The 13939-nt window shown below is 74.3% G+C and carries 15 protein-coding genes; 10 read left to right on the forward strand and 5 right to left on the reverse strand.

Annotated elements, in window-relative coordinates; genetic code table 11:
• Positions 1–6 precede the first annotated feature (6 nt).
• Positions 7–426, forward strand: coding sequence for a protein-tyrosine phosphatase family protein (locus ACGF4F_RS01325; RefSeq protein ID WP_357435716.1), 420 nt, complete (start codon positions 7–9; stop codon positions 424–426).
• Between the two features lie 37 nt (positions 427–463).
• Here ACGF4F_RS01325 and ACGF4F_RS01330 read toward each other — a convergent pair whose 3' ends face one another.
• Complete coding sequence (locus tag ACGF4F_RS01330; protein ID WP_393073727.1) at positions 464–2737, reverse strand: ATP-binding cassette domain-containing protein; 2274 nt, start codon at positions 2735–2737, stop codon at positions 464–466.
• A 176-nt stretch (positions 2738–2913) separates the two neighbouring features.
• Here ACGF4F_RS01330 and ACGF4F_RS01335 point away from each other — a divergent pair, with 176 nt between their 5' ends.
• From ACGF4F_RS01335 to ACGF4F_RS01360, 6 genes are all read left to right on the forward strand, one after another.
• Positions 2914–3636: a MerR family transcriptional regulator gene (locus tag ACGF4F_RS01335; protein WP_357435714.1), complete on the forward strand. Its 723-nt coding sequence runs from the start codon at positions 2914–2916 to the stop codon at positions 3634–3636.
• Between the two features lie 174 nt (positions 3637–3810).
• Positions 3811–5136, forward strand: coding sequence for a D-alanyl-D-alanine carboxypeptidase family protein (locus ACGF4F_RS01340; RefSeq protein WP_393073730.1), 1326 nt, complete (start codon positions 3811–3813; stop codon positions 5134–5136).
• Between the two features lie 154 nt (positions 5137–5290).
• Positions 5291–7051, forward strand: a complete 1761-nt coding sequence (locus ACGF4F_RS01345) for a lysylphosphatidylglycerol synthase transmembrane domain-containing protein (protein ID WP_357435712.1) — start codon at positions 5291–5293, stop codon at positions 7049–7051.
• A gap of 10 nt (positions 7052–7061) precedes the next feature.
• The gene (locus ACGF4F_RS01350; RefSeq protein WP_357435710.1) at positions 7062–7919 is read left to right on the forward strand and encodes a UDP-N-acetylglucosamine--LPS N-acetylglucosamine transferase; all 858 of its coding nucleotides are present in this window, start codon (positions 7062–7064) and stop codon (positions 7917–7919) included.
• Positions 7916–8638, forward strand: coding sequence for a polysaccharide deacetylase family protein (locus ACGF4F_RS01355; RefSeq protein WP_357435709.1), 723 nt, complete (start codon positions 7916–7918; stop codon positions 8636–8638). The genes ACGF4F_RS01350 and ACGF4F_RS01355 overlap by 4 nt, the downstream gene beginning before the upstream one ends.
• 110 nt (positions 8639–8748) lie before the next feature.
• Positions 8749–9546, forward strand: a complete 798-nt coding sequence (locus ACGF4F_RS01360; protein WP_357435972.1) for a M15 family metallopeptidase — start codon at positions 8749–8751, stop codon at positions 9544–9546.
• A 37-nt stretch (positions 9547–9583) separates the two neighbouring features.
• Here the strand turns inward: ACGF4F_RS01360 and ACGF4F_RS01365 are convergent, their stop codons facing one another.
• The gene (locus ACGF4F_RS01365; protein WP_357435707.1) at positions 9584–10621 is read right to left on the reverse strand and encodes a M36 family metallopeptidase; all 1038 of its coding nucleotides are present in this window, start codon (positions 10619–10621) and stop codon (positions 9584–9586) included.
• Between the two features lie 104 nt (positions 10622–10725).
• Between ACGF4F_RS01365 and ACGF4F_RS01370 the strand changes: the two genes are divergently transcribed.
• On the forward strand, positions 10726–11232 hold the full coding sequence (locus ACGF4F_RS01370) for a DinB family protein (RefSeq protein ID WP_357435705.1): 507 nt from the start codon (positions 10726–10728) through the stop codon (positions 11230–11232).
• Between the two features lie 48 nt (positions 11233–11280).
• Here the strand turns inward: ACGF4F_RS01370 and ACGF4F_RS01375 are convergent, their stop codons facing one another.
• Positions 11281–12066 carry an alpha/beta hydrolase gene (locus ACGF4F_RS01375; protein WP_393073736.1) on the reverse strand — a complete coding sequence of 262 codons (786 nt, stop codon included), beginning with the start codon at positions 12064–12066 and terminating at the stop codon, positions 11281–11283.
• A 257-nt stretch (positions 12067–12323) separates the two neighbouring features.
• Here ACGF4F_RS01375 and ACGF4F_RS01380 point away from each other — a divergent pair, with 257 nt between their 5' ends.
• Positions 12324–12716, forward strand: a complete 393-nt coding sequence (locus tag ACGF4F_RS01380) for a hypothetical protein (RefSeq protein WP_357435701.1) — start codon at positions 12324–12326, stop codon at positions 12714–12716.
• A 27-nt stretch (positions 12717–12743) separates the two neighbouring features.
• Here ACGF4F_RS01380 and ACGF4F_RS01385 read toward each other — a convergent pair whose 3' ends face one another.
• The gene (locus ACGF4F_RS01385; RefSeq protein WP_357435700.1) at positions 12744–13151 is read right to left on the reverse strand and encodes an SRPBCC domain-containing protein; all 408 of its coding nucleotides are present in this window, start codon (positions 13149–13151) and stop codon (positions 12744–12746) included.
• The gene (locus ACGF4F_RS01390) at positions 13148–13453 is read right to left on the reverse strand and encodes a metalloregulator ArsR/SmtB family transcription factor (protein ID WP_357435699.1); all 306 of its coding nucleotides are present in this window, start codon (positions 13451–13453) and stop codon (positions 13148–13150) included. The genes ACGF4F_RS01385 and ACGF4F_RS01390 overlap by 4 nt, the downstream gene beginning before the upstream one ends.
• A gap of 123 nt (positions 13454–13576) precedes the next feature.
• On the opposite strand from ACGF4F_RS01390, the gene ACGF4F_RS01395 reads away from it, so the two are divergent.
• Positions 13577–13930, forward strand: a complete 354-nt coding sequence (locus tag ACGF4F_RS01395) for a hypothetical protein (protein ID WP_357435697.1) — start codon at positions 13577–13579, stop codon at positions 13928–13930.
• Positions 13931–13939: the final 9 nt, after the last annotated feature.

Genomic DNA, 13939 nt, shown 5'->3' on the forward strand with positions numbered 1-13939 from the left:
GGCCGGATGAACGCGGGCGAGCGCTGGACCGACCGCGCCGGGCTGGTCGTGCTGCCCGGCGGCGCCACCGTACGCGGCCGTCGGATCGGCGTGCCCGCCTCGCCGGCCGACTTCGCCCTGCTGTTGGCCGACGGTCCGACGCCGGCCTGGCCGTACCGCCGGGTCCGCTGGCCCGACTTCTGGGTGCCGCTCGATGCCGCCGACGCGCGGGACGCGCTGCGGGAGGCGTGGCGCCGGGCGTACGCGGGGGAGCGGGTGGAGGTCGCCTGCCGGGGCGGCGTCGGGCGGACCGGCACCGCCCTCGCCGCGCTCGCCGTCCTCGACGGGCTCGCCCCCGCGCGGGCGGTGGCCTGGGTGCGCGCCCACCACCACCCTCGCGCCGTGGAGACCCCGTGGCAACGGTGGTGGCTGCACCGGCTGCCCTGAGCCGCCGGTCCCGAGCTGGTCCGGCCGGCCGCCCCGGTCAGCGGTTCACGTAGCCGCGCAGGTGGCGGGCGGTGAGGGTGGCGCCGTGCGCGACGAGGTCGGCGGGGGTGCCGGTGAACACCACCCGCCCGCCGTCGTGGCCGGCGCCCGGCCCCAGGTCCACGATCCAGTCGGCGTGCGCCATCACGGCTTGGTGGTGCTCGATGACGATGACCGTGTTGCCGGCGTCGACCAACCGGTCCAGCAGGGCCAGCAACTGGTCCACGTCGGCCAGGTGCAGCCCGGTGGTCGGCTCGTCCAGCACGTACGTGGCGGCGTCACCGGCGAGATGGGTGGCCAGCTTCAGCCGCTGCCGCTCGCCCCCGGACAGGGTGGTCAGCGGTTGGCCGAGACCTAGGTAGCCCAGGCCGACGTCCGTGAGGCGGTCGAGCACCGCCCGGGCGGTGCCGGTGGGAAAGAACTCGCGGGCCTCGGTGACCGACATGGCCAGCACCTCGCTGATGTTCCTGCCGCGCAGCCGGTAGGTCAGCACCTCGGCGGTGTAGCGGCGGCCCTCGCAGTCCTCGCAGACCGAGGCGACCCCGGCCATCATCGCCAGGTCCGTGTAGACCAGCCCGATCCCCTTGCAGGTGGGGCAGGCGCCCTCAGAGTTCGCGCTGAACAATGCCGCCTTCACCCCGTTGGCCTTGGCGAAGGCGGTGCGGATCGGGTCGAGCAGCCCGGTCCAGGTGGCGGGGTTGCTGCGCCGCGAGCCCCGGATGGCGGACTGGTCCACCACGATCACCCCGGCCCGCCCGGACAGCGAGCCGTGGATCAGTGAACTCTTGCCGGAGCCGGCCACGCCGGTCACCACGGTCAGCACGCCCAGCGGGAGGTCCACGTCCACGTCGCGCAGGTTGTGCAGGTCGGCACCGCGGACCGGCAGGTGGCCGGTGGGCCGGCGGACCCGCTCGCGCAGGGCGACCCGGTGGTCCAGGTGCCGGCCGGTGCGGGTGTCGGCGCGGCGCAGCCCGGCGACGTCACCGGCGTAGCAGATCCGCCCGCCGGCCGTCCCGGCGCCCGGGCCGAGATCGACCACGTGGTCCGCGATGGCGATGGTCTCCGGCTTGTGCTCGACCACCAGGACGGTGTTGCCCTTCTCCCGCAGCCGCAGCAGCAGGTCGTTCATCCGGGCGATGTCGTGCGGGTGCAGGCCGACGGTGGGCTCGTCGAAGGCGTACGTGACGTCGGAGAGGCTGGAGCCGAGATGGCGCACCATCTTCACCCGTTGCGCCTCGCCGCCGGAGAGCGTGCCGGACTCCCGGTCCAGGCTGAGGTGGCCGAGCCCGATCTCGACCAGCGAGTCCACCGTCTCGCGTAGGTTGCCGACCAGCGGTGCCACCGCCGGATCGTCCAGCCCGTGAAGGAACTCGGCGAGGTCACTGATCTGCATCGCCGCGCACTCGACGATGGTCCGGCCGGCGACCCGCACCGAGCGGGCCGCGGCGTTGAGCCGGCTGCCGTCGCAGTCGCCGCAGGTGGTGAAGGCGACCGCCCGGTCGACGAAGGCCCGGATGTGCGGCTGCATCGACTCCCGGTCCTTGCTGAGGTAGAGCCGGCGCACCTTGACCGCGAGGCCCTCGTACGTCCAGTTGTTGCTGCCCATCTTGATCTTCGTGGCCGGCTTGTGCAGGAAGTCCTGCCACTGCTCCGGCGTGTAGTCCTGGAGCTTGACATCCGGGTCGAACAGGCCGGAGCCGACGATGGTCTGCCAGTACCAGGAGTCGACGGCGAAGTTGGGCACCAGGATCGCCCCGTCGTTGAGCGAGCGCTCCACGTCGACCATGGCGGACACGTCCAGGTCGGAGACCCGGCCCAGGCCCTCACAGGTGGGGCACATGCCCTCGGCCAGGTTGAAGCTGAACGCCCCCGGCCCGCCGATGTGCGGCGTGCCGAGTCGGCTGAACACGATCCGCAGCATCGCGTACGCGTCCGTCGCGGTGCCCACGGTGGAGCGGGAGTTCACCCCCATCCGCTCCTGGTCCACCACGATGGCGGGGGTGAGGTTGCGCAGCGAGTCGACGTCCGGCCGGGACAGGCTGGGCATGAACGACTGGAGGAAGGCGCTGTAGGTCTCGTTGATCAGGCGGCGGGACTCGGCGGCGATGGTGCCGAACACCAGGGAGGACTTGCCGGAGCCGGAGACCCCGGTGAAGACGGTGAGGCGTCGCTTGGGGATGTCGACCGAGACGTCGGCGAGGTTGTTCTCCCGGGCGCCGCGTACCTCGATCATGTCGTGACTGTCGGCGGTGGACGGTGCGGACGGTGGCATGGGGACCCTTCAGCGCTCGAGGGCAGGGCGGAGTCCTGCCCGGTTCCTGGGCGGCCTGGCCGTCTCAATTCTCCCATTAATGTCCTTGTGGAGGCTTTCGGCGCATGCCGGGCGCGAGCGGCGCCCGGCTTCCGCCAAAAAGTCTCAACCGAGGTGGAAGCGATAGGCTGCCGGCCGTGGCGACCCACCCGGAGCGGAGACTGCGCGCGGTCGACCTCGCGGCCGGGGCCGGCATCTCCGTGCAGCAGGTCCGCAACTACGTCGACCTCGGAGTGCTGCCGCCGGTCTCGCGTACCGAGAGCGGCTACCGGATTTTCACCGAGGCGCACGCGCGGGCGCTGGCGGTGGCGCGCCGGCTGGCCGAAGGGCACGGCTGGGCCCGTACCCGCCAGGCGATGGCCGCCGTCCACCGCGGCGACGTGCCGGCGGCGTTGGCGGCCGTGGACGCCGGGCACGCCGAGCTGGAGCGGGAGCGGGCCGAGATCGGCCGGGTCGTCGCCGCCTTCGACACGGTGGCCGGCAGCGCCGGCCCGGCGCCCCGGCGCCCGTTGCGCATCGGCGCGGTCGCCGAACTGGCCGGCGTCCGCACCTCCCGCCTGCGGCTGTGGGAGGAGCGCGGCCTGCTGCGCCCGGCGCGGCAGCGGGGCACCGGCTACCGGGTGTACGACGCCGCCGAGGTACGCGCGGCGCAGGTCGTGGCGTTGCTGCGCCGCGGCGGCTACCCCTACGAGATCGTCGAGGCGGTCCTCGGCGAGCTGCGTACCACGGGCAGCCCGCAGCGGGTCCGCGCCGAGCTGGCCCGGCGTGAGCAGGACCTGCACCGGCGCAGCCTGCGCCGGCTGCGCTCCACCGCCGCGCTCCACGGCTACCTGGCGGACCTGGGCCTGGCGTCCGGCTGACCGGGCGGCTGGATCCGACCCAACACAGGGTCGGCCGGCCGCCGCCGCGCCGGTCGGCGATGGCGGTCCGGTGGGCACGTGCGCCGGTAACCCGGCGCGACGGCGGCAGGACGTGGCGTGGCGGACCCCGACGGGTGTCACCGCGAAGCGATCTTGCGGTTAGTCTCCCTGGTCATGAGAGCTCGGGTCCTGGCCGCCCTCACCGCCTCCGTCCTCCTGGGCACCGGGACCTCCGTGCCCGCCGTGCCCGCCGCGCCGCCGAGATCCGGCGGGCAGGCCGCGCCGGCCGGAGCGGCCGCGCAGCTCGGCCCCGCCGCGGCGGCCGCCCGGGCACCCGTGCCCTGCCCGAAGGCGCCCGCGCCGAAGGCGTCCCGCCCGCCCCGACCGGTGCCGCCGCCGAACGTGCCGGCGGACCGGGTGGTGGGTGGCGAGCGGTTGGACACACCCGGGCTGGTCGTGCCGGACGGGGCGGCCGCGCCCCCGGCGGTCACCGCCACCTCCTGGCTGGTCGCCGACCTGGACAGCGGCGCCGTGCTCGGCGCCTGCGGGCCGCACGAGTACGCCACCCCGGCCAGCACCCAGAAGCTGCTGCTCGCGGCCACCATGCTGCCGAAGCTCGACCCGAAGCAGGTGGTCACCGTGACCCGTGACGACCTGAAGATCGAACCGGGCAGCTCCGCCGTCGGCCTGCTCGTCGGCGGAAAGTACCTGGTCGAGACGGTGTGGCTCGGACTGCTGCTCAACTCCGGCAACGAGGCCGCCAACGTGCTCGCCCGGCTCGGCGGTGGCGACGACGGCGTACCCGGCGGGGTGCGGGCGATGAACGAGGAGGCCCACCGCCTCGGCGCCCGGCAGACCCACGCCGTCACCCCGTCCGGGCTGGACGGCAAGGGACAGTTCACCAGCGCGTACGACCTGGCACTCATCGCACGGGCCTGCTTCGCCAACCCGCTGTTCCGCCGGTACGCGCTCACCGAGCGCACCAAGATCCCAGCCCAGCCGGCCCTGAAGAAGGGCGGCTTCCAGATCCAGAACGAGAACCAGCTCATCTACCGCTACCCGGGCGCCCTCGGCGGCAAGACCGGCTTCACCCAGCTGGCCCGGCACAGCTACGTGGGCGCCGCCGAGCGCGACGGCCGGCGGCTGGTGGTCACCCTGCTCGGCGCCGAGGCCCGCCCGGTACGCGGCTGGCAGCAGGGGGCCCAGCTGCTCGACTGGGGATTCTCCCTGCCCCGGGACGCCTCGGTCGGCCGGCTGGTCGAACCCGGCGAGCTGGACGCGGCGGAGGCGGCCCCGAGCGGCTCCCCGGCCCCGTCGACCACGGTCACGCCAGCGCCCTGGCGGGGGCCGGCCGGGACCGCGCTGGCGCGGATGGCCGACGGTGACTGGCGGGTCATCGTGCCGGTCGCCGGCATCCTCGCGCTGACGATCGGCGGTCTCGTGGCCGCGCTGGTCGCCCGCCGGGGCCGGTCCCGCCGGGTCGGCCGCCGCCGCGCCTAGGACCCGGGCTTCGGGGCGGCCGGCGAGCAGGCCGAGAGCGAGCCCGACGACCTGCTGTACGAGGCTCCCCCGACCGAGCCGAGGCGCTGGCAGCCGCCGCACGGATCGGCGGCGTTGCCGCCCGACGTACGCGGCCGGGCCCTATGGTCGGAGCATGCGGGACAGCGGCGGGGCCGGCTCCGCCGCGCGGGTCCGCCAACTCCTCGCCGACCGGGGTGTCGCGGTGCGGGCCCTCGAGCCACTGCCCGGCGACCGCCGGGGCTCCCGCCCCTGGCGGGTCACCACCGACGACGGGCGCTGCCTCTTCGTGAAGCTGACCGCCGGCCGGCAGTGGGACGCGGGCCGCCTGCGTCGCTGGTACCGGCGGCTGCGGTACCGCCAGCTCCCTGACGGCCCGCCGTACAGCACCGCGGCGCAGAAGGCCGAGCACGAGGCGGAGCTGCTCCGCCGGGCTGCGCGCGCCGGGGTGCGGGTGCCGCGCCCGGTGGACGTGATCACCGGCCCGGCCGGGGAGGGCCTGCTCGTCGAGGAGTTCGCGCCGGGGCGGCCGCTGGACACGCTCCGCCCTGGCGAGCTGGGCGCGGACGCGCTCGCCGACGTCTGGCGCCAGGTGGCGCTGCTGCACCGCGCCGGGCTGGCCCACCAGGACCTGCGCGGGGGCTGCGTGCTGGTGACCGACTCCGCGGCCCGGCTGGTCGGGCTGGCCGCCGCCACCGACCGGGCCAGCCCCGAGCAGCGCGCCCGGGATCTGGTCGAGCCGCTGGTCACGCTCGCCGCCCTGGCCGGCGTACGCCCCACCGTCGCGGCCGCGACCACCCACCTGGGTGAAGCCGCGGTGGCCGACTGCCTGCCCTGGCTGCAACCCGTGCTGCTGTCCCCGGCCGGGCGACACGCGCTGGGCACGCAGCCCGGCCTGCTCGACGAACTCCGCGACGAGATCGTCCACCGCTGTGCGGGGCGCTCCCCCCGGCCGGCCCGGGTGGTCCGGTTCACCGGCCGGGGCCTGCTCCTGGTGGTCATGCTCGGCGTCCTGGGCTACCTCGTGTTCGCCCAGTCCGGCCAGGTGGCCATGGCGCTGGGGGCGCTGCGGCACGCGATCCCGTGGGCGGTGGCTAGCTCGCTGGTCGCCGCTGCCGCGACGTACCCGATCAGCGCCCTGGCGCTGCGCCTCGCCGCGCCCGGCCGGATTCCCTTCGGTGCCACCGTGGCGGTGCAGGTGGCGTCGGCGTTCGTCAACCGGGTCGCGCCGGGCGCCGTCGGCGGGGTCGCACTCAGCCTCCGCTACCTGCGGCGGCAGCGGCTGCCGCTGCCGGTCGCGGCCACCGCGATCGCCGTGGACCGGGCTGCGGGCGCGGTCGCCTTCGCGCTGATGCTGCCCGTCCTGGTGCCGTTCGTCCCGGGCTCCGCGCAGCACCTGGGCAGCGCGGCCGTCGGTCGAGGCCGGATCCTCCTGCTCGTGGTGCTCGCGCTGCTCGCGCTGGCCGTGGTGGCGTTCGGCGTACGCCGGTGGCGGGCCCGCGTGCGGCAGGCCCGGCGGCAGGCGCTCGAGGCCCTCCGCCTGCTCGTCCGCAGCGGGCGGATGCTGCGGCTACTGCCGGTCGGCGTGGCGCTCACCCTGGCCTACGGGGCCGCGCTCTGGCTCGCGTTGCTCGCCGTCGGGCTGCCCTCCGCTCCGGCGCTGATCGCGCCCGTGGTGCTGGTCTCCGCGCTCGGCGAGGGCGTGGCCTCCGTCGCGCCGACGCCCAGCGGGCTGGGCGCCACCGAGGCGGCCCTGGTCTCCGGGCTGCTGCTCTACGGGGTGCCGGTGCACACCGCGGTCGCCGGGGTGCTGATCTACCGGCTGGCCACCTTCTGGCTGCCGGTGCTGCCCGGGTACGTGGCCCTGCGCCTGTTGGTCCGGCGACGGGCCATCTGAGGGCGGACGCGTGGATGTCGTGGCCCCGGGTATGCGCGGCGACATGGAGAGCGCCGGACGGATCGTGGTGGTCTCCGCCGACATCGGCGCGGGCCACGACACGGCCGCCGTCGAGCTGACGCGGCGGCTGCGCCGCCGGGGCTTCGTGGTGGACCGGCTGAACTTCCTGGAGGCGCTGCCCCGCCCGGCGCGCTGGGTCGTCCGGGGGGCCTACCGGGGCACCCGGCGCTGGCTGCCGTGGGGTTACGACGCGCTCTTCGCCCTCACCAGCCGGTCGCGGCTGTCCGTTTCGGTGTTCCGCGGGCTGCTCCGGCCGCTCCGGGGCCGGATGCGCCGGTCGATCCCGCCGGACACCCGGGTGGTGGTGACGACCTACCCGTTCGCCAACCAGCTCCTCGGGCCGCTGCGCCGGCACGGGCGGCTGGCTGTCCCGCTCCTCACCTACGTGACCGATTTCGTTCATCCCAGTTGGCTGTGCGAGGGCGTGGACGTCTACTGCGCGGTACGGCCCGCCGAGCTGCAGCCCGCGGACGACGTCGACCTCACGCTGGTCCAGCCGCTCGTGTCGCGGGCCTTCGCCGCCTCGACCGCCGTCGGCCAGCGGCCGGCCCGGCAACGCTCCGGCCTGCCGCCGGACGACCGGCTGGCCCTGACCGTGGCGGACGCCTGGGGAGCGGGGGAGGTGGGGGGCACCAGGGCGGAGGGCGCCGCGGCCGAGCGGGACGATCCGGCGAGCCTGGTCGCCGAGGTGGCGAGCCGGGCCGGGAGCGCCGGAGTGGACGACCGCAGCCACCGGCTGGTCGACTCGGTCGGCGACGCGGTCGCCGTGGTGGCGGCGCTGCTGCAGTCCACCGGCGGTCTCCGGTGAGCGCCCGGCCCGTCGCCTGGGCCGCGGCGGCCGCGTTGCCGGCGGTGCAGGTGGCGCCGGTCGTGACCGCGCTGCCGGCCGTCCGGCGGCGGTTCCTGCCCGGCCTGCACGGGGTGGGTCCGCCGGACCGGGTGGCGCTGACCTTCGACGATGGTCCCGACCCGGAGTCGACCCCGCGGTTCCTGGAGGTGCTGGCCGCGCACGGGGTGCGGGCCACCTTCTTCCTGCTCGGCGTGATGCTCCAGCGAGCCCCCGAGCTCGGCCGGGAGATCGTCGCCGCGGGTCACGAGGTGGCGGTGCACGGGTGGGCGCACCACAACCTGCTGCTGCGCGGGCCGGCGGCGACCGTACGCGACCTGGCGCGCGCCCAGGCGCTGATTGCGGGCGTGACCGGCCGGACGCCCCGCTTCCTGCGCCCGCCGTACGGCGTGCTCACCGGCGCGACCCTGCTGGCGGCGCGCCGACTGCGGCTGGAGCCGGTGCTGTGGAGCTGCTGGGGCCGGGACTGGACCCGTAAGGCCACCGGCGACACCGTGTACGCCACCGTCCGGTCCGGACTCTCCGGCGGAGGCACGATCCTGCTGCACGACTCCTCGTGCTCCGCCGCACCGGGTGCCTGGCGGGCCGCGCTGGCCGCCCTGCCCCGGTTACTGACGGAGTGCCACCGCCAGGGCTGGACGGTCGGGCCGCTGGGGGCACACCGGGACGGGGCGCGGTGACCCTGGCCACCCCTTCCGGGAATTCGCGCCCGGCTGCGGGCGGCGACGCTGGTAGACAGGGCGAGGTGGGGCGTGGGCGACGAGGGGGCGGCGGCGTCCGCGTGGGGGCGATCGCGGTCGTGCTGGTCGCCGCGCTCGCCGCCTGCCAGCGCCCCGCGCCGCGGCCCACCCCGGCACCCACCCCGTCGCCGACCCCGTCGGCCGGATCACGCGCGCCGGCCGACTTCGTCGACCTCGCCGCTGTAGACCCGGGCATCCGCACCGACATCCGGTACGCCACCGCGCACAACTTCGTCGGCCGGCCGATCACCGGCTATGCCGAACCGCTGTGCCTGCTCACCCGGACGGCTGCCGAGGCGCTGCACCGGGTCCAGGCCGCCGCCCTCGCCGAGGGCCGCAGCCTCAAGGTGTACGACTGCTACCGCCCGCAGCGGGCGGTGGACGACTTCGTCGCCTGGGCGAAGACCCCCGGCGAGCAGCAGATGAAGGCCGAGTTCTATCCCGACGTGCCCAAGACCAGGCTCTTCGCCGACGGCTACATCGGTGCGCCGACCGCGCACAGCCGGGGCAGCACCCTCGACCTGACCCTGGTCCCGGTGCCGACCCCGGACCAGCCGGCGTACGTGCCGGGGCAGCCGCTGCAACCCTGCACCGCGCCCGCGGGGCGCCGCTTCCCGGACAACTCGGTCGACATGGGCACCGGGTTCGACTGCTTCGACCCGCGCGCCCACACCGCCGACGCCCGGATCACCGGTCCGGCGCGGGCCGACCGGGAGCTGCTCAAGCGGCTGATGACCGCGCAGGGCTTCGAGAACTATCCCCGGGAGTGGTGGCACTACCGCTATCGCGCCGAGCCGTACCCGGACACGTACTTCGACTTCCCGGTGGCCCGGTCGTCGCTGCGGTGAGCGCCGCCCCGGCCGGAGGCGGCGCCCAACGCGGCGGTCACAGGATGCCGCGGGCGGCGAACGCGGCGCGGGTCGCGTTCGCGGCCTGGGCGCCGTAGAGCCGCTGCGCGGCGGCCACGGTCGCCACCGCCGCGTCCCGGAAGGTGGTGTCCTTGGCGAAGTCGAACTGCGCGTCCACGATCAGCGTGGTCGCCGTGCGGTCGCCGAGGGCGGTGCGGATGTCCCACAGCGCCCGCGACCAGATCTCCCCGTCGGCGTGCACCTCGCCCCGCAGGTCGGCGGGGTAGACCTTGGTGCCGTCGAGACGGCGCAGGCAGTGCGGGGCGGTCCGGGTGTACGAGACGGAGTCCCAGTCGGCCACGCAGGCCTCCGGCGTCCGGGTCGGCGCCCCGGTGGCCCAACTGGTCACCGCGACCGCCAGGTAGTCGCCGAACGCCTCGCCGATCGCGCCGGACTCGAGCGTGGTGCCGAAGCCGGGCACCTGGCCGTCCTGCACCGAGTGGCCGTACTCGTGGACGATCACCTCGGCGTCCTCGGCGTCGTCCACCCCGCCCTTGCCCAGGGTGATGTTGGCCTTGTCCTCACGGAAGAACGAGTTGTCGCCGCCGTACTGGCCGATGCGCAGCTCGATCTGCCGCTGGTTGACCGGGCGCAGCGTGCTGCCGAAACCGAGCGACTGCAGGTACGCCTGGGCGGTGTTCACCCAGTGGTAGCCCATGACCTGCTCGAACTGGTCGGCGTCGCGGTGCCACGCCGGGAACGCGCCGTCGGCCGCCCGGGCCGGCGTGCCGGTGCTGCTCTTGACCACGACGTACTGCCCGGTCAGCGTGCCGGAACCGTCCAGGTTGGTCAGCAGCACCGACCGGTACGCCCCGGCCAGCGCCGGGTAGTCCGCGTCCTTCTGGTCGGTCAGCGACTGGTCGCCGAGTTGCTGCACGGGGTTCGGGGCGAAGACCGTCGCGGTGGCGGTGTGGCCGTAGGGATCGGCGGCCGCCTGGACGGTCGTGCCGCCGGCAGCGAGCGCCGCGGTGACCGCCGAGGCGACCAGCGCGGAACGTCGGAGGTGGGGGTTCATCCCATGATCCCTTCGGAGGTGGACGGATGGGCTGAGACTAAGCTCGCCCGGTACCACTGCCAACCCTTGACGAGCAGGCCCGCCGCCTGCGCGGAAGGACCCTCGTGGAGACCGAACGGATCGGCCCGCCGCTGCTGGCCGGCGAGCGGGAGACGCTGCGCGCATTCCTCGACTTCCACCGGGCCACCCTGGCCATGAAGTGCGCGGGGCTCACCGACGAGGAGTTGCGCCGGCAGTCCTCGCCGCCGTCGACGCTGTCGCTGCTCGGTCTGGTCCGGCACATGGCCGAGGTGGAGCGCACCTGGTTCCGCCGGGTGATCAACGGCGAGGACATCCCGCTGGTCTGGTCGGAGACCGGCGACTTCCAGGAGGCGTACGACGCGAGCGCCGCCGACCGGTCGGAAGCGTTCGAGGCGTGGCAGCGGGAGGTCGAGCACGCCCGCCGCATCGAGCGGGAGGCGGAGTCCCTCGACGTCACCGCCTACAACGCACGCTGGGCAGAGGAGGTCTCGCTGCGCCTGGTGATGCTGCACATGATGCACGAGTACGCCCGGCACAACGGGCACGCAGACTTCCTCCGCGAGGCCATCGACGGCTCCGTCGGCGTCTGAGCCGCCGCCCGGCAGAGCCTCGGGTCCGACCGAGACGGTGGCTGCGGCTCAGCCGATGACCTCGCGGCGCAGCGGCAGCCAGGCCAGCACGTCCTGGATCTTCGCGTCCCAGTACGCCCAGTCGTGGTCGCCGGGGGAGAACTCCACGGTGACCGGCACCCCACGGTGCCGGGCCGCCTCGACGAAGCGGATGTTGTCCTCGTACAGGAAGTCCTCGGTGCCGCAGGCGACGTAGAGCGCGGGCAGGTCGGAGCCTACGCGCTCCAGTAGCGCCACCGTGTCGTCGTCGGTGCCCGGCACCTCCCGGTCGCCCCACACCGTGTGCCACACCGCCGGGTTGACGGGGCTGGTCGGGTGGTCCCGCCGCCGGGTGACGTCCAGCGCGCCGGAGAGGCTGGCCGCCGCCGCGAACCGGCCGGGGTCGCGCAGCGCCCACTTAATCGCACCGTAGCCGCCCATCGACAGGCCGGCGACGAAGGTGTCCGCCCGGCGGTCGGACAGGCGGAAGAACGAGTGGCAGATCTCGGGCAGTTCCTCGCTGAGGAAGGTCCAGTAGCGGTTGCCGTGCGCCTCGTCGGCGTAGAAGCTCCGCCCGGCCTGCGGCATCACCACGGCCAGCCCGAGCGGTGCCACGTACCGCTCGATCGCGGTGCGCCGGGTCCAGATGGTGTCGTCGTCGCTCAGCCCGTGCAGCAGATAGAGCACCGGCGGGTCACCGACGGCGGCGCTGCCGGCCATGCCGATCTGCGTGGCGGCCCGTTCCGGTAGCAGCACGGTCATCGACGTGCCCATGCCGAGCGCCTCGGAGAAGAAGTCACACCGGATCCGCGCCATGGGCCTGGATCGTACGCGGCGCCGCCGGCCGGCCGCCGGTGCGCGTGTCGCGGCGGCACCCGCCCTCGTCGCGCCAGGCGCTGGCCACTACGTCGGCGCGCTCGAGCCGGTGCAGCGATGTCACCCGGACAGGGGCCGAATCAACCGTTCCTATTGCCGTGGGGCCTCCAGGGGGGACAGGATGACCAAGGCACGCCGGAAACATTCCCGTAACCGCGTGCTGCTGGTCTCTGTCACGAGGAAGTGGGAGTCAGTTCATGAGCGACGTCTCGACGGCGCTGGGTGTGCGCCTCTACCCGGACCTGGTCGAGCGGGGCGGACTCGCCCCCGCGCTCGCCGACACGGCCGCCCAGCACCAGCTCGACCTCGGCCAGGTGAGCGCCCCCGACCACGGGCGGGCCCGGTTCACCTGCGCCGAGCTGACCTCCGACCGCGGCGTCGTCTGCGTCGGGCTCGGCGCCCAGGCCCGCTACTTCATGATCGACCTCCGGGTGTCCGGCGAGGTCCAGGCCCGCGGCGACGCCACCGACCTGCTCCAGGTGGCGCAGGTGGCCGACGCCTGGCGGGCCGGGACCACGCTCGCCGAACTCACCGCGCGGTTCCCCTTCATGGAGGAGATGAGGCGCCACCCGGTCGCCCAGGCCAGCTAGTGCGCCGCCGCCGGCTGCGGCAGCTCTCTAGGCGTACGCGGCTTCGGCTCTGAGAGCATGAAGGAAGCCCGCCCAGCCGGTGTAGGTGTTTTCGGCGAGGTTGTGCGGCACGCTGGTGTGGCGCAGGGTCAGCAGGGTGCCGCCGGCTTGCGCCGACAGGGTCACCTCGACCTGGGAAGAGCCGGGTGGCAGATCGGGCACATCCGGCGTCGGCTCCCAGCCAAACGTGAAGGCGATCTTCTCGTACGGCCGAAGCTCGGTGAAGTGGCCGCGCACGACGAGTCCGGGGCCGTCGGTGAGCTGGAACGTCAGCTCGCCGCCCGGCATCGGGTCGAGATCGGCCGGGCCGAGCCAGCGGGCCATCCGCGCCGGATCGGTGAAGAAGCGCGAGACCACCTCTGGCGGGGCGTCGATCTGGATGGTGTGCTCGATCATCCTCGGTGTTCCTTCTCCACTTCATGCTTGAGGTGGTCGAGCCGGGCCGCCCACATCCTGTCAAGGAAGCCGGCCGCCTCGGCGAAGCCTTCGGCCCGCAGCCGATAGAGGCGGCGGCTGCCGTCGCGTCGCATGTGGAGCAGGCCGGCGTGGATCAGGACGCGCAGGTGCTGCGAGACGGCTGGTCGGCTGATCATCGGGAACTGCGCGGCGATCTCGCCGGCGGCGACCTCGCGGTCGCGGGTGAGCAGGAGGATGCCGCGGCGGGTGGAGTCGGCCACGGCCGTGAGTACCTCGTCCATCCACCGTCCTTCTGTTAGCTTGTGCTTACGAGCTTACCTGAGTGCGGAAGGGCGATACCGGTGATCGAGCGGCTTGAACCCCTGTTCGGACGGTGGCGATCGAGCGGCCGCACGGTGGACGGCGTGCAGATCGCCGGCACGGACGCCTACGAGTGGTTTCCGGGTGGCGGGTTCCTGGTGCATCACGTCGACGTGCAGATGGGCGAAGACCGGGTGCAGGTGATCGAGATGATCGGCGACCCGGACCCGACTGACGGCGGCCGGCTGCGGATGCGGGCGTTCGACGACCAGGGCGGATACGGCGAGATGCGGGCAAGTGTCGACGACGCCGGTGTCTGGACGTTCGCCGGGGACACGATGCGCACGACGCTGACCATCGACCCCGACGGCAAGACGATGGCAGCGAAATGGGAGCGCTCGCCCGACGGCGCAACCTGGGTGGACTGGATGGACATGGGGTTCGCCCGCGAAGCGTGAGCGCCGGGA

Origin of the sequence: Micromonospora sp. NPDC047740 (assembly GCF_043204735.1) — a bacterium.
GTDB lineage: Bacteria > Actinomycetota > Actinomycetes > Mycobacteriales > Micromonosporaceae > Micromonospora.